Origin of the sequence: Leadbetterella sp. DM7, assembly GCF_040829825.2 — a bacterium.
Taxonomy (GTDB): Bacteria; Bacteroidota; Bacteroidia; order Cytophagales; family Spirosomataceae; genus Leadbetterella.
In genome coordinates, this window is the sequence record NZ_JBFOLH020000001.1 from 55,827 (window position 1) to 77,329 (window position 21,503).

The 21,503-nt window shown below is 49.9% G+C and carries 21 protein-coding genes; 11 read left to right on the forward strand and 10 right to left on the reverse strand.

Translation table 11 applies throughout. The annotated features are described in order from the left end of the window. The 4 genes from asnS to proB all read left to right on the forward strand — a co-directional run bounded on the left by asnS (position 1) and on the right by proB (position 4,179). Positions 1-1,443, forward strand: coding sequence for an asparagine--tRNA ligase (asnS, locus tag AB2U10_RS00220; protein ID WP_367914412.1), 1,443 nt, complete (start codon positions 1-3; stop codon positions 1,441-1,443). A gap of 6 nt (positions 1,444-1,449) precedes the next feature. Beyond that, positions 1,450-2,541: a complex I subunit 1/NuoH family protein gene (locus tag AB2U10_RS00225; protein ID WP_367914411.1), complete on the forward strand. Its 1,092-nt coding sequence runs from the start codon at positions 1,450-1,452 to the stop codon at positions 2,539-2,541. After that, complete coding sequence (locus tag AB2U10_RS00230) at positions 2,534-3,055, forward strand: hypothetical protein (protein WP_367914410.1); 522 nt, start codon at positions 2,534-2,536, stop codon at positions 3,053-3,055. Before AB2U10_RS00225 ends, AB2U10_RS00230 begins: the two co-directional genes overlap by 8 nt. A 92-nt stretch (positions 3,056-3,147) precedes the next feature. Continuing rightward, on the forward strand, positions 3,148-4,179 hold the full coding sequence (gene proB, locus AB2U10_RS00235) for a glutamate 5-kinase (RefSeq protein WP_367914409.1): 1,032 nt from the start codon (positions 3,148-3,150) through the stop codon (positions 4,177-4,179). A gap of 207 nt (positions 4,180-4,386) precedes the next feature. Here the strand turns inward: proB and AB2U10_RS00240 are convergent, their stop codons facing one another. From AB2U10_RS00240 to uppS, 4 genes are all read right to left on the reverse strand, one after another. After that, complete coding sequence (locus AB2U10_RS00240; RefSeq protein ID WP_367914408.1) at positions 4,387-4,938, reverse strand: OmpH/Skp family outer membrane protein; 552 nt, start codon at positions 4,936-4,938, stop codon at positions 4,387-4,389. Positions 4,939-4,967: 29 nt separating this feature from the next. Next, positions 4,968-5,483 (reverse strand): OmpH/Skp family outer membrane protein, encoded by a 516-nt coding sequence (locus AB2U10_RS00245; RefSeq protein WP_367914407.1) that lies wholly within the window; start codon positions 5,481-5,483, stop codon positions 4,968-4,970. Between the two features lie 165 nt (positions 5,484-5,648). After that, positions 5,649-8,270: an outer membrane protein assembly factor BamA gene (bamA, locus tag AB2U10_RS00250; RefSeq protein ID WP_367914406.1), complete on the reverse strand. Its 2,622-nt coding sequence runs from the start codon at positions 8,268-8,270 to the stop codon at positions 5,649-5,651. Then, complete coding sequence (gene uppS / locus AB2U10_RS00255) at positions 8,263-8,985, reverse strand: undecaprenyl pyrophosphate synthase (RefSeq protein WP_367914405.1); 723 nt, start codon at positions 8,983-8,985, stop codon at positions 8,263-8,265. The genes bamA and uppS overlap by 8 nt, the downstream gene beginning before the upstream one ends. Before the next feature lie 180 nt (positions 8,986-9,165). Between uppS and aspS the strand changes: the two genes are divergently transcribed. Beyond that, a complete protein-coding gene (gene aspS, locus AB2U10_RS00260; RefSeq protein WP_367914404.1) occupies positions 9,166-10,911 on the forward strand; it encodes an aspartate--tRNA ligase in 1,746 nt (581 codons plus the stop codon). A gap of 147 nt (positions 10,912-11,058) precedes the next feature. On the opposite strand, the gene AB2U10_RS00265 is transcribed toward aspS, so the two are convergent. Beyond that, positions 11,059-11,406: a VanZ family protein gene (locus tag AB2U10_RS00265; RefSeq protein WP_367914403.1), complete on the reverse strand. Its 348-nt coding sequence runs from the start codon at positions 11,404-11,406 to the stop codon at positions 11,059-11,061. 17 nt (positions 11,407-11,423) lie between these two features. Then, on the reverse strand, positions 11,424-12,401 hold the full coding sequence (locus AB2U10_RS00270) for an acyl-ACP desaturase (protein ID WP_367914402.1): 978 nt from the start codon (positions 12,399-12,401) through the stop codon (positions 11,424-11,426). A 120-nt stretch (positions 12,402-12,521) separates the two neighbouring features. Between AB2U10_RS00270 and AB2U10_RS00275 the strand changes: the two genes are divergently transcribed. From AB2U10_RS00275 to porG, 5 genes are all read left to right on the forward strand, one after another. Then, positions 12,522-13,265, forward strand: coding sequence for a lysophospholipid acyltransferase family protein (locus tag AB2U10_RS00275; protein ID WP_367914401.1), 744 nt, complete (start codon positions 12,522-12,524; stop codon positions 13,263-13,265). A 92-nt stretch (positions 13,266-13,357) separates the two neighbouring features. Beyond that, positions 13,358-14,008, forward strand: a complete 651-nt coding sequence (locus AB2U10_RS00280; protein WP_367914400.1) for a CBS domain-containing protein — start codon at positions 13,358-13,360, stop codon at positions 14,006-14,008. Between the two features lie 12 nt (positions 14,009-14,020). Beyond that, positions 14,021-14,908, forward strand: a complete 888-nt coding sequence (locus tag AB2U10_RS00285; protein ID WP_367914399.1) for an NAD kinase — start codon at positions 14,021-14,023, stop codon at positions 14,906-14,908. Positions 14,909-14,974: 66 nt separating this feature from the next. Beyond that, complete coding sequence (locus AB2U10_RS00290) at positions 14,975-15,988, forward strand: DUF6089 family protein (protein ID WP_367914398.1); 1,014 nt, start codon at positions 14,975-14,977, stop codon at positions 15,986-15,988. After that, positions 15,985-16,755, forward strand: a complete 771-nt coding sequence (porG, locus tag AB2U10_RS00295; RefSeq protein WP_367914397.1) for a type IX secretion system protein PorG — start codon at positions 15,985-15,987, stop codon at positions 16,753-16,755. Before AB2U10_RS00290 ends, porG begins: the two co-directional genes overlap by 4 nt. A gap of 33 nt (positions 16,756-16,788) precedes the next feature. On the opposite strand, the gene AB2U10_RS00300 is transcribed toward porG, so the two are convergent. Further along, positions 16,789-16,980, reverse strand: a complete 192-nt coding sequence (locus AB2U10_RS00300) for a PspC domain-containing protein (protein ID WP_367914396.1) — start codon at positions 16,978-16,980, stop codon at positions 16,789-16,791. 202 nt (positions 16,981-17,182) lie between these two features. On the opposite strand from AB2U10_RS00300, the gene AB2U10_RS00305 reads away from it, so the two are divergent. Beyond that, positions 17,183-18,007, forward strand: a complete 825-nt coding sequence (locus tag AB2U10_RS00305) for a S1 family peptidase (protein WP_367914395.1) — start codon at positions 17,183-17,185, stop codon at positions 18,005-18,007. Here AB2U10_RS00305 and AB2U10_RS00310 read toward each other — a convergent pair. The 3 genes from AB2U10_RS00310 to sppA form a co-directional block, all read right to left on the reverse strand. Beyond that, the gene (locus tag AB2U10_RS00310; RefSeq protein ID WP_367914394.1) at positions 17,983-19,032 is read right to left on the reverse strand and encodes a DUF4056 domain-containing protein; all 1,050 of its coding nucleotides are present in this window, start codon (positions 19,030-19,032) and stop codon (positions 17,983-17,985) included. The genes AB2U10_RS00305 and AB2U10_RS00310 overlap by 25 nt on opposite strands. A gap of 215 nt (positions 19,033-19,247) precedes the next feature. Further along, positions 19,248-19,457 carry a PspC domain-containing protein gene (locus AB2U10_RS00315; RefSeq protein ID WP_367914393.1) on the reverse strand — a complete coding sequence of 70 codons (210 nt, stop codon included), beginning with the start codon at positions 19,455-19,457 and terminating at the stop codon, positions 19,248-19,250. A 217-nt stretch (positions 19,458-19,674) separates the two neighbouring features. Next, on the reverse strand, positions 19,675-21,438 hold the full coding sequence (gene sppA / locus AB2U10_RS00320; protein WP_367914392.1) for a signal peptide peptidase SppA: 1,764 nt from the start codon (positions 21,436-21,438) through the stop codon (positions 19,675-19,677). Positions 21,439-21,503: the final 65 nt, after the last annotated feature.

Here is a 21,503-nt window from a genome sequence, read left to right on the forward strand (position 1 = left end):
ATGCAGATCAAAGAAATTCTTAAACTGGAGCCCGCAGGGCAGCAGGTAGTTGTAAAAGGATGGGTTAAAACCAAGCGCGGACAGGCCAATATCGTCTTTATCAATATTAACGACGGGTCCGCCCTGAAAAATATACAGGCTGTGGTAGAAAACGGAAAAATAGGAGAAGAGCTGCTCAAAACCGTTACTACCGGTGCAGCCGTGGCGGTCACCGGTACGCTGGTAGCCTCTTCGGGTGCAGGTCAGGCAGTAGAAGTACTGGCTGAAAAGATTGAAGTATACGGCCCCGCTGACGAGAGCTTCCCTATCCAGCCCAAGAAGCACAGTCTCGAATTCCTTCGCGAAAAAGCCCACCTGCGTTTCCGGACCAACGTTTTCGGAGCCGTATTCCGGGTGCGTCATACCCTGGCCTACGCCATTCACAAATTTTATCACGAGCAGGGATTTTTCTACCTCCATACGCCCATTATCACCGCATCTGATGCTGAAGGGGCCGGAGAAATGTTCCGGGTAAGCACATTCCAGCCCAACAAGGCTCCTTTAACCGAAACCGGTGAGATTGATTTCTCGCAGGATTTCTTCGGAAGAGAAACCTCGCTCACGGTTTCCGGCCAGCTGGAAGGCGAGCTGGGTGCCCTGGCCTTGTCGCGCATTTATACCTTCGGACCCACCTTCCGGGCTGAAAACTCCAATACCTCCCGCCACCTGGCCGAGTTCTGGATGATTGAGCCCGAAGTAGCCTTCTTCGACCTCGAAGATAACATGAACCTGGCAGAAAGCTTCGTAAAATACGTGATCCGCTATGCCCTGGAGCATTGCGCGGAAGACCTGGAGTTCCTGCAAAACCGCCTGGTGGAAGAAGAGAAACAAAAGCCTCAGAACGAACGCTCTGAGCTTACGCTGATCGATAAGCTGCGGTTCGTGGCAGAGAATGATTTTGAGCGCCTGACCTATACCGAGGCCATTGATATCCTGCTGAAATCAAAACCCGCCCAGAAAAAGCAATTCCAGTATGAAGTGGCCTGGGGCATTGACCTGCAGTCGGAGCACGAGCGCTACCTGGTAGAGAAACATTTCAAAAAGCCGGTGATCCTGACCAACTATCCCAAAGAGATCAAGGCCTTTTATATGAAGCAGGACGACGACCTGAACGGTGCCCCCGGACCTACCGTACGGGCCATGGATGTGCTCTTCCCCGGCATAGGTGAGATCATTGGCGGATCGCAGCGGGAAGACAACTACGAGAAGCTGATAGCCCGCGTGCAGGAGGTAGGCATTGACCCCGAAAACATCTGGTGGTACCTTGAAACCCGGAAATTCGGCTCGGCACCTCATGCCGGTTTCGGACTGGGCTTTGAGCGGCTGGTTCTTTTTGTGACGGGAATGACCAACATCCGCGACGTGATCCCTTTCCCCCGTACGCCTAAAAATGCTGAATTCTGATAAGGTATGCTCCTGCCCCTGTTCATATTTCTCGCTGTAGCAGGAATTAACGTTATCCTGAGCGTATACCTTGAACGCAAGGTATCGGCGTTTATCCAGGACAGGGTAGGCCCTATGGAAGTAGGGAAATGGGGGATGCTGCAGCTTTTTGCCGACCTCCTCAAGCTGTTTCAGAAAGAAGATGTGATTCCGTATGCGGCAGACCGCCGTATGTTCAAAGCGGCGCCCTTCCTGATCTTCGGGGCCGTATTTTCCGGCTTTGCCTTTATCCCGGTCAGCAACGGGCTGCAGGGTGTAAACATACAAACCGGGCTTTTCCTGCTGATAGGCCTTATTTCTATGGATGTCATGGGCATCCTGCTGGCGGGGTGGGCTTCCAATAACAAATATTCGCTGCTGGGCGCTATGCGCTCGGCAGCCCAGATCATCTCTTTTGAGGTGCCGCTGGGGCTTAGCATTCTCTGTGTATGCATGATCTCCACCTCGCTGAACCTCCAGGAGATCATCACGCAGCAGGGCCTGCTCAGCCCCGAAAAAAACTATCTCTTCGGCATTAAGGCCCTGGGTATAGAAACCAGCCTGACCGGGGGCTTTCTTACCTGGAACATCTTCCGGAGCCCGGTATTGATCCCTGTTTTCTTTGTTTTCTTTATTGCGGCGCTGGCCGAAGCCAACCGGGCACCGTTTGACCTCTCCGAAGCCGAATCCGAGCTCATAGCCGGTTTCCAGACCGAATATTCCGGCTTTCGCTGGGCCATTCTTTTCCTGGCCGAATACGGCATGATGCTCCTGCTCTCTTTCCTGGCCGCCATTCTGTTTTTCGGAGGCTGGAACACACCGCTTCCCAACATAGGCAGCTTCCGGCTGGCCGACCAGACCAGCGGCACTCCGGGCCATCTCAGCATGTACCTTTGGGGAGCTTTCTGGATGTTCTCCAAAGCCTACCTGGGCATGCTGGTCCAGATGTGGGTGCGGTGGAGCTTCCCGCGGGTGCGGGTAGACCAGCTCATGTACCTGTGCTGGAAAGTGCTCACCCCCTTTACTCTCGTTCTTCTTCTTCTCTCGGCCGCATGGCGCATCCTGATGATCTATGGCTAAGAAAAAGATAACATCCGAGCTGGAGGAGGCCATCCTCAACCTGCCGCTGAAAGAAAAGAACAAGCTGCTGATCCGGCTGATCGGGAAAGACCCGGTCCTGACCGAGCAATTGCGTTATAAGCTCCTGGAGAATACCGAATCCGACCTGGTTTTCAGGCGTGCCGAAATAAAAGAACGGCTCACTAAAATCTTCGGCGATCACTCCATTTATTATTTCAAAGACCTGCTGTATTACGTACGCGACGGCGTTTCGTACATCAACCGGCACTTTAAGATCACCCGGGACAAAAAAGGAGAGCTCGAATTACTGATCCATCTTTACCAGCAGGCAATGAATACCCGCCACACCCTGAAAAACAACTGGCGAGATCAGGGCTTTAAGGTCAAATTTACAGAATACAGCCAGGCCAAGCTGGCCAAAATGAATACGCTGCTGAACGACCTGCATGAAGATTTCAGGGTAGAATACGAAGAAGACATCACCACGCTTTCTACCTTCATCACTGACCTCTGACCCACCCTGCACGCTATACCCGGAACTAACCCACTCAGAACTCATTTACCCAGAACTAACTTACTCGGAACTAACCTACTCGGAACTAACTTATGAAACGTGACCTCTTAGTCATAAAATTCGGAACAGCATCGCTCACCTTGCCTTCTGGCGAGCCCGATATCTCCATTCTGCAGGAAATAGCCCGGCAGGTGGCTACCCTGCATAAAACACACCGGGTGGTCATTGTGTCGTCAGGTGCCGTGGGAGCCGGGAAACAGTACATAAAAAATTACGAGGGCCAGATAGCACAGAAAAAAGCAGCAGCGGCTATCGGTAACCCGCTGCTTCTGAAAATGTACGATACGGTTTTTTCTGCCTACGGAATTACCGTGGCCCAGAGCCTCCTCGAACGCCAGCATTTTGCCAACCGGCAGCAGTTTCTGCAGCTTAAAGAAACGTATGAGGAACTCTGGCGCAACAACATCATTGCCATAGCCAATGAAAACGACGTGGTCAGCAACCGCGAACTGAAGTTTTCAGATAACGACGAGCTGGCTACCCTTATCGCCGGCGGGTTCGGGGCCAGGCTCATGATGCTCTGCACGGCATCCGGAGGACTGATGAACAAAGAGGGGCACCTGCTCAGCGCCGTTGAAGAGATCAATGAGGAGGTATTGTCGTATGTCAGCAAAACCAAAACCAGCCTGGGTTCGGGCGGGATGTCTTCCAAGCTTACCTTTACGCACCTGGCCGGCAAGATGGGCATCAAAGTGGTCATCTTTGGCATGAAAGAAGCAGACAGTATCCTGAAGGCATTTAACGGTGCTGCCGGCACCACGTTCACTCCGCAGCAAAAAAACCTCAAAGCCCGTAACAAGTGGCTGGCCAGCGCCGGTGTTTCTGTCGGGAAAATAGTGGTAGACGAAGGCGCCGCAGCGGCTGTACAGGACCGGAAAAGCCTGCTGGCGGTAGGCGTAAAAAGATACGAAGGAGGCTTTACCCGCGGAGAGCTGGTTGAAATTATAACCGAAAGCGGGGAAGTGATCGGGGTAGGAAAAGTGAGGATCTCGGCCGCAGCCCTGGCAGAAGAAACCGGCCGCAGCACCATTATCATCCATACCAATGACCTGGTACTGCTATAGAGGCGCCGGGTTCTCGTCTTCGCTCGAACTGACAAATGACACTCGAACTGACAAATGACGACCGCTACAGTCAGTTCAGGCACAAACGGGCACAGGAGCGCGAAGTTTGCCGGTGAAGCTGTCGGGAACCACAGGCAGTACATACAAAAACAGCGTGGATCTCCACAGAAACCTGTAAAAATCCACGCTGTTCACGGGTTAGCTTACTTATTTCTTCTCCGTTGTAGCCGGAGGAGGTGTAACACCCAGCTTCTTCAATACCAGGTTGGTAATGTTATCGTTATCAGGAGCTACCAGCAGTACCATGGTGGTTCCCATGCCGGCATCTGAGTTCAATACATACGTATACCCGCTTTCTTTCGCTACTTCGGTGATGGCATTCTGAATCTTATCCATTACAGGCATCAGCAACTCCTGCTCCTTGGCCTGCAGGGCAGTTTGCGAATTTTGCTGAAGCTCCTGAAGCTCCTGGTTTTTGTTCTGAAGAACTTTCTCCTTGTCTTTACGGATCACGTCAGACATGGTAGCCACATTCTTCTGGTAATCTTCCGCCAGCTTCTGACCTTCTGCCAGCTTCTCATTGAACAGCTTTTCATACTGCGATCTTTCCGTAGTCAATTTGGTTTGTATGTCTTTGAAATCAGGCAGACTCTGCAGGATAAAGTCAACGTTTGTCCAACCGATTTTTACGCTTGTCTGGGCATTCATGCTTAAGCTCCCCAAAAGTGCCAGCGCAGTTACAACTAATTTGATTTTCATTTTTTAAAACTATTAATTTACTTGGTTTACTACTTACTACTCAGACCCAGCTCCTCTAACATAAAATCTGTATAATCATGTCTTGGATCCGCATAAAAAATACTCAGGTCAGATGCTTTGTCAAAGATAAAGCTAAGTTTATGCTTCTTTGCAATTTTTTCCGACGTTTTATAAATTTCTTCTACAATAGGTTTCAAAATCTCCTTCTTCTTCTGAAACAACAGCCCGTTCAGGCCAAAAATACTGTTATTCAAATCTTTAAGATCCTCTTCCGCTTTTTCAATGGCCCGTTGCCGCTCCTGCCGCATATCCTGTGTCAGCAAAATCTCTTCCTGCTGGTACTTCACCTTCAGCTTAGCCACTTCCTCATATTTGGCAGAAACGTCACGTGTCCATTGCTCGGTCAGCCGGGTCATGGTTTCTTCCGCCTTTTTGTATTCGGGCATCTTGTTCAGGATATATTCACTGTCAATATAACCGAACTTCTGAGCCGAAGCAGAAAGCCCTGTAACGAAAACCAGCAAAAAGAGCACTAAACTTCTCATAACTTTTATTTAGCTGTGAGCCCTGAGCTATGAGCTGTGAGTTTTTAGCCCCGGCGATCTAATCACCACAGGTTCACAGCTCATAGCTCACAACTCTTTCCACCTGCACCAGTAAGACACCGTTTGTGCCGGATGGTTTATTCAATTAACAACTATTAACAATCTTTACCGTATCTGCTGACCTATACTGAAGGTAAAGGACTTCCTGCCCTGGTTAGGCAAACCGGGGATCGGGTCAAACGCATAACCGTAATCAATTCCCAGCAAACCGAAGGCCGCCATAAACACCCGTGCTCCCACACCGGCTGAGCGCCTGATCTTGAAGGGGTTAAAGTCTTTGTAACTTCCCCAGCTGTTACCGGCTTCAGCAAAAGTCAGCAGGTAAATGGTAGCCTGGGCACTCAGCGATACAGGATAACGTAATTCAAGGGCATATTTATTGTATATAATACCGCCCTGGCGGGTATAGCTGCTCTGGCCCAGCACTTCGGAAGCTTCTGAATAGGTAGGCTCATATACGATGCCCTCTTCGTAACCTCTCAAACCGATCAGCTCAATACCGATACTGTTGCTGTTTTGCATACCCATACCGGCACCTCCCAGCACAAAGCGTCCGAACGGACTGTAGGCCGTGTGCGTGTTGTATCTTCCGAGGAAGCCCATATTGGCCTTGGCCATGAATACAAACTTGCCTACCACCGGTGTGAACCAGTTCAGGTCAAACATCCACTTATGGCCTTCAATGAACATCCTGTCGGCTTTGGTTTCTATGCCCAGGCCCGAATAAGGCGGGTTAAAGGTACCGCTGAGTGAAATATTGGAGCCCGTACGGGTAAACTGCGGGTTATCCAGGCTGTAGCGTGAAATGTTAAAGCCCAGCGACACGTCATGCGCCACACCGTTACTGAAACCACGGAGATACCAGCTGTCTTTCACATCATAGAACTGGTACGACAAGCTGGAACTGAAGTTAAAGTTCCGGTCAGGCCAGTTCAGACGCTTACCAAACGACAGCGAGAGACCCGTATTTTTGAAGTATCCGTTGTAATACGCGCTGCTGTACAGGCTGTTATAATAGTCTGCGTAGGCCGAGTTGGCATAATACCGCCGCATACGGTCATACATCTTGCCCAGATCCTGCACAGAATGCCAGAGAGATACCGACAGCGAGTTCGGTTTTTTACCGCCCAGCCAGGGTTCTGAGAAAGAAAGGGAATAGTTCTGGAAGCCGCCGTTGGCCTGCAGGCGTATAGAGAATTTCTGTCCGTCACCCTTAGGCAGCGGCTTGTATTCCTTGAAATCAAAGATCTTGCGGATAGAGAAGTTATTGAATACCACCCCAAAGGTACCTATGATACCCTGCATGGCCGAATACCCTCCCGACAGCTCAATATTATCACTCGATTTCTCTTCTACCGTATATTCAATATTCACCGTACCGTCAGCCTGCGGAACCGGCTTGGGATCAATCTTCTGCGGGTCAAAATACCCCAGCCTCGACAGCCCCTGAACGGTTTCCACCAAATCTGAACGGCTGAATTTCTGTCCCGGCTTGGTCAGGATCTCCCTGAACACCACGTGGTCACTGGTTTTCGTGTTCCCGTTCAGTATGATCTTGGAAATAGTAGCCTGCTTCCCTTCCCGGATACGCAGTTCGATATCGATAGAGTCGCCCACTACAGCGGTTTCTACCGGTTCAATGTTGAAATACAGGTAGCCGTCATCCTGGTAGTACGAGCTCACGTCACCCCCGGTTGGCTTTCCGCTCAGGCGTTTCTGAAGGTCTTCCGGGTTATATACGTCGCCCTTTTCAATACCCAGGATCATGTTCAGGGTATCGGTATTCCTGACGTAGTTACCTGACCAGGTGATGTTCCGGTAATAAAAACGCTGCCCTTCGGTCACTTCCATGACAATGCCTACGTGGCCGTTAGGCTTGCGGTAAACCGAGTCTTTATCGATGCTGGCGTTCCGGTAACCGTTTTTATTCAGGAAAGCAACCAGCTTCTCTTTATCTTCTTTGTATTTCTTCTCCCTGAATTTTGAAGGCGTAAATATGCGCAGCGGAGCCCTTTCTTTGGTTCCTTTCATCTTAGACAGCGCCCGCCACTTCGGAACTTCGTGCAGGCCGGTCAGCTGAATCTCGTCGATCTTGGTCTTCCTGCCTTTATCAATGTTAAAAATCAGCTGGGCCGTGCTGGTACGGATGGTATCATTCACCTGCTGCGCCTGTACAGTGGTATTCAGGAAGCCCTTGTCAAGGAAATGCCGCCTGATGATATTCTGCATATTCTTGACCATGGCCTCGGTGATCACCTTCCCCTTGTAGGTCTTGATTTTGTCTTCCAGGGTTTCGCGCTGCCCGCTTTTGATGCCGTTCAGCACAATTTTGTTCAGGCGGGGCCTTTCACGCAGCTCCAGCTCCAGGAAAATCTTATTGTCTTCGATCTTTGTAATATTGATCGCCACATCTTCCAGGATACCTTGCTGCATCAGCCGTTTAATGGCGGTAGAGATACGTTCTCCGGGAATTTCGATCTTGTCATTGACATTCAGACCTGAAACGGAGATCAGGGTATTCTGATCGAGGTACTTTACCCCGGTCACGGTTATCCCGCCGATAATGTATTCTTTGGGGTGGGCATAATCTACCAGCTTCGACTCCTGGGCCGGCGTTGGAGCACCGGGCTGCCGCCCCACACCTATCCGCTGCGCATGGGCAGTAAGGGTAAAACCAATAAGAAGGAAAATAGCGAAAAGTCTTGAAATCATCTGAAAATTAATCATGGGTTTTACCGAAACGCCTGTCCCGGGTTTGAAAAGCGCGTACTGCATCGAGCAAATGGCTTTTCCGGAAGTCGGGCCACAATACATCTAAAAATAAAAGTTCGGCATACGCAGACTGCCAAAGAAGGTAATTGCTGATCCGGTGATCTCCCCCGGTGCGGATCAGCAGATCCACTTCAGGGGCCGGGTAGGTGGAAAGAAGGCGGCTGAATTGTTCTTCATCAATTTCCTCCGGGGTCATCTCTCCCGACTTCACTGCGGAAGCCAGTTTCCTGGTGGCCTGAATAATATCCCACTTACCGCTGTAGCTCAATGCAATATTGAGCACCAGGCCGGTATTATTTTTTGTGGTATCTATCCCTTTCTCCATATTTCTCCGGGCCTTTTCAGGAAGCGCATCCATATCACCGATGCACTTCAACTGCACGTTGTTCTTATGAAGGCGGGGCACCTCATCACCAATGGTTTTTACTAAAAGGTCCATAATCCCATCTACTTCCATCTTGGGCCGTCCCCAGTTTTCCGTAGAAAAAGTATATAAAGTTAAATATCCTACTCCCAGTTCTGCACAGGCTTCCACCGTTTCCCGGACCGCCTTAATGCCGTTCTGATGGCCGAAAATACGCAAAGCACCTCTGCTCTTTGCCCATCTTCCGTTACCGTCCATAATAACGGCAATATGCTTCGGTAAATTGTTCAGACTGATCTCTTCCAAATGTTTAGGTGAAAAAGGGACTGCAAAAATATAAAATTAAGCAACTAATAAAAAGGCGAACCTCAAATAATACATTGTCTTTTAATGTTTTTCAGGTGAAAGGGTCATTTTCAAAAGACTGAAAGGATAGGATAAAGAAGAATTCCTTAAATTTGCGGCTTATTTTATCAATTATCCCGAATGTTAAGAACTCATACCTGCGGGCAGCTCCGGCTGTCAGACGTAAACCATACCGTTACCCTTTGCGGCTGGGTACAGAAAGTGCGCGATAAAGGCGGCATGATCTGGGTAGACCTCCGCGACCGGTACGGTATTACACAGCTCATCTTTGAAGAAGGGAAAACGGCCCCTGAAGTTATTGCACGCGTACGCTCACTGGGCCGCGAGTACGTGATTTCTGCTACAGGAACCGTACAGGAAAGACTTTCCAAGAATGATAAAATAGAAACGGGCGACATAGAGATCAACGTAACCGGCCTCGAAATACTTAACCCGGCCAAGCTGCCGCCGTTCCTGATCGAAGACGACACCGACGGCGGCGACGAGCTCCGGATGAAGTTCCGTTACCTCGACCTCAGGAGAAATACCGTACGGCAAAACCTGGTGTTGCGGCACAAAGTGGCTCAGCAGACCCGCCTTTACCTCGACTCCCAGGAATTCATCGAAGTGGAAACCCCGGTACTGATCAAATCAACCCCGGAGGGTGCCCGCGACTTCGTGGTGCCCAGCCGCATGAACCCGGGTGAGTTTTACGCCCTTCCGCAGTCGCCCCAGACCTTTAAGCAGCTGCTGATGGTGTCGGGCTTTGACCGCTATTACCAGATTGTAAAATGTTTCCGTGACGAGGACCTGCGCGCCGACCGCCAGCCTGAATTCACGCAGATCGACTGCGAGATGTCGTTTGTGAAGCAGGAAGACGTGCTCAACATGTTTGAAGGGCTGATCCGTCACCTGTTCAAAACCGTAAAAGGCATAGACCTGGCCGAGGTACCGCGCATGACTTATGCCGACGCCATGAAATATTACGGCTCCGATAAGCCGGACACCCGTTTCGGCATGCCGTTTACCGAGCTCAATGACCTGGTGCAAAACAAAGGCTTCCAGGTATTTGACGAAGCCGAGCTGGTGGTGGGCATCAATGCCGAAGGCTGTGCCGGGTATACCCGCAAGCAGCTGGATGAGCTGACCGATTGGGTCAAAAGACCGCAAATCGGTGCCAAGGGACTGGTATACATCCGTTTAAACGAAGACGGAACCCTGAAATCTTCTGTAGATAAATTCTATTCGGAAAGCGACCTGAAAGCCATTGCCGACCGGTTCGGCGCCAAAGCCGGCGACCTGATCCTGGTGATTTCGGGCCGGAAAGACAAAGCCCGGAAGCAGCTGAATGAGCTGCGCCTGGAAATGGGCAGCCGCCTGGGCCTGAGAAAGCCCGATGAATTCAAAGTATTGTGGGTGCTTGACTTCCCGCTGCTGGAATACGGCGAGGAAGAGCAGCGCTGGTTTGCCATGCACCATCCGTTTACGGCGCCCAAGCCCGAAGATCTTTCCCTGCTGGAAACCGATCCCGGTAGCGTAAGAGCCAACGCCTATGACATGGTGATTAACGGTACCGAAGTAGGTGGCGGATCGGTCAGGATCTTTCAAAAGGAACTGCAGGGCAAAATGTTTGAAATACTGGGATTCACGCCGGAAGAAGCGAAAAAGCAGTTTGGCTTCCTGATGGAGGCATTTGAATACGGTGCCCCGCCGCACGCCGGCCTGGCTTTCGGATTTGACCGCCTGTGCTCTATTTTCGGAGGGGCAGACTCCATCCGTGATTTCATTGCCTTCCCTAAAAATAACAGCGGCCGTGATGTAATGATCGACTCGCCTTCCACCCTTCACGAAGAGCAGCTGAAGGAGCTGAGCATACAGGTGAGATAACCAATTTCCGACCCCGAAGGGGTTAAATGTTTATAGGATATCACCCCGTTTCAGATTCCACCCCTTCAGGGTCGCATAGGTTTTGTTTTATGCCTGTTGCTATAAACATTTGACCCCTGTCGGGGTCATTTTTATTAACAAGTAATCTTATTTCCTGTCAGGCATTACCCGGTCGAAAACCACACTTGCCCCCAAACCTACCAGCATACCTGCCATATCTGCCAGGATATCTTTCAGATCAAAAGAACGTAAAAAAGAAGCCGGGAGCAGGTATTGCACAATTTCCGTAAAAAAAGCGAAGGCAAGCAGCACCAGGATCACCCGGCGGCTTTTCTGAAAATACTGCATCCAGAGAAAGCCCAGGCCGGCAAACACGGTACCGTGGGCTACTTTATCGTTGATCCACGTAGGGGTATTGTCGGGGAGATCAGACGCAGGCGCAAATAACAATATACAAACCCCCACCGTAGCTACTATAGCCAGGTGCGGTTTCATCAGCCACTGTTTTATCACTACCGGGAAATCCACTTAAATTCGTATTCCAGTTGAGGTATCCGGGTTCTGTCGGCAATTCTTCTCAAACGCCCGGGCAGCCCCAGCAGGTAGTCGCGGGCACGCTCGGCCGAAGAATTCAGCCCGGTAATTTTATCAATTTTCCAGTCGTTCAGAAGACTTTCGAGAATTTCAATATAATCTATGGTGGTGTATACCCCCAGGCGCTGGGCCGAATCGGAGAAGTGAGAAAACACCTCACCGATCTTTTCGCCGGTTTCTCTCAGGAAATGCGCCGGCATAACAATTTTCTTGCGCATCATATCTTCAAAAGCCAGCATGACTCCCGAGGCATCCACTTCAAAAAATTTCGAAATAAATGTTTTGTAGGCTTTGGCATGCCGCATTTCGTCAGACGCTATTTTCCCGCAGATCTTCGACAGGTGGCCGTTACCGAATTTCTTGGCCAGGGTAGCGGTCCTGCGGTGAGAAATGTTGGTGGCCAGCTCCTGGAACGACGTATATATAAAGTTCCGGTACGGGTCATCGTCGGTACCAATATCAAAACCGTCGGCCAGCAGCCACTGGGTAGAAGTCTCCATTTCGCGCATGTTGATCCGCCCGGAAAGATACAGGTATTTGTTCAGCAGATCACCGTGGCGGTTTTCCTCGGCCGTCCACCAGCGTACCCATTTCACCCAGCCCGAATCGGGTTCGTCTACCTGCTTTATTCCCTCCACGCACATCAGCCAGGAGGTATAGGTAGGCAGGGCCTCTTCGGTAATGCAGTCGCCTACCAGCACGGCCAGGTAATCGTACGGCAGTTCCCGGCAGGCTTCGCGGAGCTCTTTCAACTCTTCAATGAAATCTTCACGGGTAGAGTCGGGCAGGAAATCAGAAGGCTGCCAGTTAGAATCAATAGGGTTCAGAAATTCCATGGAAAGGGCATCCATTTCCTTTCCAAAGTGTCTCATTACTTCTATTCTCGACGGATCCATGTACTTATAAGGCTGTTTTTGGTGCAAAATTACTGAAATATACATTATTTCACCAGAACCCTGAAAAATCTATTGGAAAAATATTCACTGAATGACCTAACTTTGTAAAAAAATCAATAGGTGAAGAAAGTTGTTGATTATATCCTGGGAAGCCTCTATTTGTTGTATTTCGGCCTCCTGATGATCATCTTTCACGGGGTGCAGGTGATCGCGTATCGTATTTTTGGTCCCCGCGCACATCAGAAATCGGTAGAGATTTTTAACCTCTTTATCGTTGCAGGCCTGTATATGACCGGCTCTACCGTATCATTTTCACAAAAGGTCGCCATTCCTACCGGCAGAACCGTCATTTTTATCTCCAATCACCAAAGCATGTTTGATATCCCGGGGATTATCTGGTTCCTGCGAAAATATACCCCGAAGTTCGTATCGAAAAAAGAGCTGGCGAGGGGCATTCCCGGCATCTCCTATAACCTGCGGGTAGGCCAGGCGGCCCTTATTGACCGCCATGACCCCAAGCAGGCCATTACAGAGATCCTCCGGTTTGCGAAACACATCAGCGAGAACCATTTTTCAGCGGTGATCTTCCCGGAAGGTACCCGCTCAAGAACGGGCCGGCTGAAGCCTTTTGCCGTAGGCGGGGTGGCCACCCTGCTGAAAAAATGCCCGGGAGCGCTGGTGGTGCCTGTCGCTGTCCGGAATACCGGCCGCTTCAACCCGAAAGGTCTTTTTCCCCTGAGCTCTTTCACCGCCATGTCATGGACCACCCTTGACCCGGTAGAACCGGCCGGCAGGACTCCTGAAGATGTGGTAGCCGACTGTGAAAAGCAGATTGCCGGCTTTTTAGGGCAAAATCCTGCCTGATCGTTAGGTTTTTCTTATAATTTTGATGCATATTTACAGAACAATTTTTCGTTGCTGCCTGACGTTATATTTATACGGCCCCGTTATTGAGGATGAAATCATACATTAACCCAAATATCCCGGTGTTAAGACCATCCGATACGGTGGATGATGCGCTCTTGCTTTTCAGCGACTTTAAAACCAATCATTTACCGTATGTCATCGACCGGTCTTTTGAAGGTTTCTTCTCGGAAGATCTCCTTCTGAACTACGACAGCGATGACCGGCTCACCGACATCCAGCCCCTGCCGGCAGAAGAGATCATCCTGGAGAATGACCCGCTGACCGAAGCCGTCAGGAAGGCTGCCGCTGCGCAGATCATGCTGCTACCCCTGCTCAACGCCGACGGAGAGTTCATGGGGGTTATTGAAAAAACAGAACTTTACGAACGCTTTATCCGTCACTTTGCCCTGCACGAGGCCGGCGGCCTGCTGGAAATCAACCTGAAAGGGAAAGACTACTCGCTGGCAGAAATAGCAAGAATAATTGAAGGCGAATCGGGGAAGATCATCAGCCTGTTTATAACGCACGATATAAACAACGACATGGTTCTCTCGCTCAAACTCGACATTACGCATATCAGTGCTGTCATCAGCGCACTGGGCAGATTCGGCTACGAGGTGATCTCTTATCACAGCTCAGAGCCTGTCAATAACCTGGAGAAAGACCGGTTCGAAATGTTGATGAAATACCTCAGCATTTAAAAGATACGATATATGAAATTTGCTATTCATGGCAGGCCTTTTAAGCAGGATTCAACAGAAGATATCCAGGAGATTTTCCGGGAGCTGGATGCCAACGGGGTTTTCTACCAGATATCCGGCACCTTCGCTGACCTGCTGAACGAAAGTAATATCCGCTATGACAGCAGCCAGCTCTTCCGCGAAAAAGAAGAGCTCTGCGATATTGATGTAGCCCTCAGCCTCGGCGGTGACGGGGCCTTCCTGGAAACCCTGGGCATGGTGGCCCACAACGAGACCCCCGTGCTGGGCATTAATTTCGGCCGGCTGGGTTTCCTGACCGACATCGCGCCGAAGAATATCCGTGAAACCCTCTCGAAAATCCTCCGTAAAGAATATACCGTTGACGAAAGGATCATGCTGAGAGCCGATGCCCGGCAGCCCATTTTTGCGGCCGGCATGGATTTTGCCCTGAATGAAATAGCAATTTCCAAGACCGATACCTCATCTATGATCGTCATTCATACCTATATTGACGGGGAATTTTTAAACAGCTACTGGGCTGACGGCCTGATGGTGGCCACCCCCACGGGGTCTACCGGCTATAACCTCAGCTGCGGCGGCCCGCTGGTTATGCCCATTTCCAACGACTTTATCATAACGCCCATCTGTCCGCATAACCTCTTTGTAAGACCCATTATTGTTTCGGGCAAAAGCAAAATCACCCTGAAAGTGGAAAGCCGGAGTAACAATTACCTCGTTTCCATGGATTCACGTGCCCGGATAGTGGGCGACGAGATGGGAGAAATTACCGTAAGCCTCGAAAATTTTAAAGCCAAGCTCCTGAAAATTGACGGCACAAGCTTTCTGTCTACGCTCAGGAATAAACTGAAATGGGGAGAAGATGTAAGAAATAGAATTTAATAAAATCAATAAAAGCACTTCCGTCTCGTTTAAACAGGAAGAGGCTTTTTAATCAATGACTGAAAAATGCTAAAGAATAAAATTTACTTTATTACAATAGCTATCGCTTTCCTACCTGCTCATTTTGCTTTCGGACAATTAAGTGATCTGTTTAAAAAAAGTAAGGATAGTTACTCTACCGTAGGCATAGGCGGTGGTTCTACCCATTATTACGGAGATCTTTCGCCTTACCGGTCATTTTATTACGGCCTCTACTCCAACGTTCGCTGGAACGGGACCCTCAACTACCAGATTCATTTTAACCCGAGGGTTTCTGCCCGCGCCGCCATTACCTATGCCCGCATTTTCGGCAATGACGCTACCTACGGGTGGAACCTGGCCGACTCCAAACCGGCTGTCCGCACTGCGCGGCTCCGTAACCTTCATTTCCGGAACGACCTCATGGAATTCACCGTTATGGGCCTTTACAATTTCCGCCCGATGGAGGAAAAGAAAACCCGGAATTCTCCCCTGCAATGGACCCCCTACGTGGGTATCGGCATAGGCATTACCAGCAATGACCCGAAAGCAAGGGCCAGCATCCAGGACAACAACGGGAACATCCGCTTTGACCCGAACGGAAAAGTATATGTACAGCCCTGGCAGTCGCTGAGAAGCCAGCTGAATGAAGGGCAAACCAAAGTATATTCGTCTATTGTACCCGTTTTCCCGCTGGCGCTGGGCATCACCACCAAGCTCAACCAGAACTGGATACTTTCACTGGAGGGCAGCTTCCGGTTTACCTTCAGCGACTTCCTGGATGATGTGAGCACCGGGCCTTATACCAACGGGGAATTCTCGTACCGGGCCGATGAAGATTATTATGCCCTTACCGGGAAATCACGTGTAGAAGATTTCAGGAAAGCCCTCGGAAGCGGGCATTCTCCCAGTGTAACCCCTACCGCCTATGCACCTGTAGTAGTTTCCAAAACGGGCCAGCGGGCATCGGAAGGGAAGCTGAAAGACGGCTACATTGTTACCCAGATCACCCTCAACTACATCATTACCAGCCGGGTCAAATGTCCTCCTATAACACAATGAAAACGGTATACGGCATACTTTTCCTGGCGTTTATACCGGTAGCTGCCTATGCCCAGAAAGTGGAATTCGGCGGTGGCGGAGGGCCTACTTTTTACAAGGGTGACCTGCAGCCCCGGTTTCGCCCCCTGAACCCCGGTGCTGCCGGCAATCTTATGCTGCGGTATAATTTTAACCGGGTTATCTCGGCCAGGGCCAATGTGATGTATGGCCTTATCAAAGGAGACGACAGCCGCTCGGGAGATCCCTTTCAGCGGGAACGTAATTTTTCTTTCCGGAATACCGTACTCGACTATGCCGTGCAGGTGGAATACAACTTTCTGAATTTCCGTACCCATGACGGGCGCTATGAGCACGACTGGACCCCCTACCTGTTCGGTGGCTACGGGAAAAGCAAAAATATGAAAAGGGTGTATGCGGTAGGAGCCAACAAGGCCGTTCGCACCAACCAGAGGGGCGGTAATGACATCGTGCCTTTTGGCATAGGCATAAAAAAAATACTTACGCCCCGCATTAACCTGACAGCCGAGTTTTCTACCCGGGTATTCCTCAACAAACGAAACGGAAGTATGTTTGACGGGCTTGACGGCGCCCGGGGACAGAACGCCTATTCCACCCAAAACCTGATCACCGATCCCCGGCAGAGCGACTTCTTCTTTTATCCCAACACCCAGCAGAACGACAAGTATTTTCACCTTTCGGTAACTTTAAGCTACCTGATCTACACTGTACACTGCGATATCCCCGGTAAGCGCTTCTCGTTGTTCTAGACGATCCGGAAATATGCCTGCCGGTATACAGGTTCAGGCTTCCTGCGGCATAATAATGGCCATTATAAAATAGGCCAGGATCAGCCCGCCGAAACTGAATATGGTCAGCAGCGTCATCGCGATCCGGATAATGGTAGGATCGGCGTCCAGGTACTTGGCCAATCCTCCGCACACGCCCAGAAGCATGGCTTCGGGTCCTTTGGTTCTGAATAATTTCTTGTTCATCTGTATATTAGTTCCGAGTAGTGAGTTCCGAGTAGTGAGTTCCGAGTAATGAGTTCCGAGTAATGAGTTTTTCCCGGCTCACTAACTGCCTGTACCTCAAATTTACATTTAAAATTTTGATAATCCCACACCATACATGCCTGCAACCCAATATATTTGTAAAAATCGTCAATCCCAATATTGTCAATCCTAATTCCCATATATGTTTGTCAAAGCCATAGAAAAAGCCTCCGCTTTTACTTTTCCGCTGATCATTTCCAACAAATACCAGGACGGAAGCATCAGCAGCAGCCTGGGCAGCTTTATTATTCTCAATGAAGAAGGTTGGATGCTGACGGCTGCCCATATTATCGGAGAGACCTCGCTTCACCAGGCACATCTGAAAGAATACAACGAATATATACAGGGCGAAGCAACCGTGCTGAACCCCAAATGGATCCTGAACCATTCGCTGTGGTTCGGTGCGGATCACCATCGCGTTCACGAGTTTTTTGTACTTCCGGAAAACGACCTGGCTATCGGGAAAATTGAAAATTTTGACCCGGCTTCTGTCAGGGAGTACCCCCGGTTTATCGCACCGGGTTCTGTAAAGGCCGGCCGGTCGCTCTGTAAGCTGGGTTTCCCGTTTTATGACATACAGGCTACGTTCACGGAAAACATCTTCCGGTACGACCCGGGCCTGTTCCCTATTCCCCGGTTCCCGTACGAAGGCATGGTCACCCGGATCATTTCAGGCGGAGTCACGGGGCCGGATGCCTCTAACGAGATTCTCTGGATAGAAACCAGCTCGCCGGGCTTACGCGGGCAAAGCGGCGGCCCGGTCTTTGATACCGCCGGCCACGTATGGGGCATACAGTCTATGACCCGGCACCTGCCGTTGGGCTTTTCGCCCACCCTTCAGAAAAACGGGGTTACCGTAGAAGAAAACCAGTTCATCAACCTGGGCTGGTGTGCGCATGTTCAGGCCGTGCTGAACTTTCTTGACCAGCACGCCGTCACCTGTTACCGGGCAGCTGACGCCGAATGAATTGCGGCGTGATGCTCTTGTGAAGTAGCGATATATTCCCCGTACTGGATAAGGGCCGGGAAATCGTCCTGGGTGATCAGCCGGTCACGGAAACCCTCGCCAAACACTTTTTTTACCGGGATCTTGAAACCGGCCTTGATTTCCAGTGTATAATATTCCGTAAAGTCTTTGCCGTCAGAGGCCTTTTCAGGTACCAGCAGCTCATATTGGCTTTCTCCTTTGAGGTCGCTGTCTACCACCAGCGGGGAAACCCGCCCCAGGATTTCAAACTGTCTTTTGATCAGCACTTTCCGGCTGGGCAATTTAGCCGTACCTGACCACCAGATATCTTTCACGTCGTTCATGGCCTGGCGCGTTTCTTCTACCGTAGATACCGCGTCCAGCTCTTCCAGTGTTTCGCGGATATTGCGGGTCATTTCGCTCTCATAATCCTTATCGCTGAGCAGTGATTTTATACTAAGGTGTACCCCGAGCAGGTTGGAATAGGCGTCTTCTACCGAAAAGCTGGAATACCTTTCAGGAACCAGGGGAATATACGAAGCTCCGTACCAGGTAGAAATTTCGTGCCATACCGAAAGGTCGTAGGCAATTTTCCCGGCCAGCCGCGCTATATCTTCATCGGTGAAGCTCTCCGGAATTTTCACGGAAAGCTTCTTCAGCCCGCCCTCTTTGCCCAGCCGGAAGTCGGTAAGGCCCTGCTCACGGTTTTCCCGGATAAGTCCGAACAGGTAGGCCGTATAATCGGCTATATCTCTCAGGTGGCCCATGTCGATAAAGCCACCGTTACGGGTATAAATAATACCGTTCTTCTCCTGTTTGCTGCCCAGGAAAGTATGATCGCCGAGATCGGCCACCGACGTAATATCCGTTACTTTCAGGAACGACAATACAGAAACCTTCACGTCTACACCAAACGAGCAGCAGGTTCTTATAATTCTTTTGGGAGGGGTTTTTACATCCAGGTGATCAGGAACCCTCGCGAAAGTCGCCAGGGGGATGCACACAATAAGCAATATCTTTTTCATTTTCAGCTAAATCTGCCGGATAACAGAATAATAAAGAAACGATAATATACAGGTAATATTGAAAGATTAACAAAAAACAGGACGCAGATGTTCAAAATGAAGCGGCAGATTGAGTCAGCATGCTTTAAAAACGCCGATAACGCTGATTTAAGCGGTAAACGCAGCCCCTATCATCTGCGAAAACCCTTAAATAAGCGTTATCGGTGCTCAGGTTCTTAAACCGTAAGCGAGTGAACCGCCGTATTCTTCACCGGCATGATGATCCACATGACCAGGTAAGGAATAAATGCCGGAACCGGTGTCACCAGGGCAATTACGAACAATAACCGGATGATGGTCACGTCAATATCGAAATACTCGGCAAGACCGGCACATACACCCCCTAACATCGAACCTTCTCCTTTTATTCTAAATAGCTTTTTCATAATTTGCTTTTGTTTTATGCTTCAAAATTAATGGGTCACATGGTACTATGCAATACAAAGTACATCAATGGTCAGGGAAAATGAAGAACGGTTAAAAGGGAGGGTTTCTGTGATGGAGGTACTTGTGCAAAGTTGCGCTTTCGTAAAGTTAAGTTTTCGCCAGGCTGACCATTTGCTGAAGACAACCTGACGAAAACACCATTTCAGGCCGCTTCTGTCATTTAAACTCGGGTATAAACATCATTCTCGCCTGGATCTTATCCATACTTTTCAGTGAAAGCAGCTGCCGGTAAACAGGGGCATACTCGCCCAGGTAAGCCGCTACACGGGCATCTTCTTCTTTTTTGGTGAGGCGTTCCATCAGCCGGTCCAGGTCTGATTTGGGGTAAGGGTAATATTTTACCTGGAAATCACCTGCTTTGAGGTTCACTTTTCCGGCAGCAATGGCTATGGCTTCATCCAGTCCGCCCAGCACATCTACCAGGCCCAGCTCTTTGGCCTGTTCGCCTGTCCATACGCGCCCGCCGGCGATCGACTTCAGTTTCTCGATACTCATTTTTCTTCCCCGGGCCGCTTTTGAAGTAAAGGTCTCGTAGCCGTCATTCACCATATTCTGGATAGTTTGCTTTTCAGCATCCGACATCCTGCGGGTGGTAGAAGGCGAATCGGCAAATTCATGGGTCTTCACCCCGTCAAAAGTAATTCCCAGCTTATCGTTCATCAGCTTCTGGGTGTTCATCATCAGGCCGAAAATGCCTATCGAGCCTGTAATGGTAGCGGGGTGCGCTACGATGGTATCGCATCCCATGGCCATATAATACCCGCCTGAGGCGGCCAGGTCGCTCATAGAAGCAATCACCGGTTTTTCTTTCCGGGTCAGCTGAATCTCACGCCACATGATGTCAGAAGCCATGGCGCTACCGCCCGGCGAGTTGATCCTCAGTACAACGGCTTTCACTTTTTTGTCATTGCGTGCCCGGCGGATCTCCTTCACGAAATCGTCTGAGCCAATGATCCCGTCACTGCTCTTTCCCTGCACAATTTCGCCTTCTGATACGATCACCGTTATCTTATTTTCAATACTGCCGGCTTTTACGTATTTCTTTGCTTTACCGTAAGCTCCGAGTCCCACGTATGCAATTTTGGCATTTTCTTTTATTCCCAGTTTCCGGCGAAGGGCACTTTCATACTCATCGGCATACGCTTTGGCCGATACCAGCCTGTTCTGAGTGCTTTCATCGGCCGAAAGCATGGAGGCCTTGTTCAGGATACGATCCACCTCTTCTTTCGTCATTTTCTTGTCTTCCGCAAAAGCGCTGTAAATGGTACGGGCCACAGAGCCGGTATATTTGCCGGTCTGCTCGCGGCTTTCGGCGCTCATATCGGTACGGATATAAGGCTCTACCGCACTTTTAAACTCGCCTACCCGGAACACCAGGGGTTCAATGCCCAGCTTATCCAATGTTCCTTTCACAAAGGTCACTTCGCTGGATAAGCCGTTAAATTCGGCAGAACCCATCGGGTGAATAAAGGAGCTGTCGGCCAGGGCAGCTATCAGCACGGCCTTCTCCGACAGGTAATCGCTGTAGGTATAAATAAATTTACCCGTTTTCCGGAAGTCTTTCAACGCCGTTCTTACTTCCTCCATTTCCCCGAAGCCCAGGAGCGGGTTGTTCATGGTGATGCTGATGCCTTTGATATTGGGATCGAGCGCTGCGTTGGCAACGGCACTCTTGAACTCGTTCAGGCCGATGTTCTGAATCGGGTTACCGAATATTTCCGAAAAGGTGTCTCCCGGAACCGCTAATTCCGTAAACCGGCTGTCAAAATTCAGCTTCAGCACTGATTTTTCCTTCACCGTGGTCACCGAATCTCCCCCGGAAACCATGGAGCCGATGCCCAGCATGACCACAAAAGATAAAACGGCAAACAGGAAAAGACCCACTATCGTGGCCAGCACATATTTAAAAAACTGAAGCATAATTATCCAATTTAAATTCTTTTGCAAAAATAACATCTTACCCCGGCTTATCATTCCCCTAAATA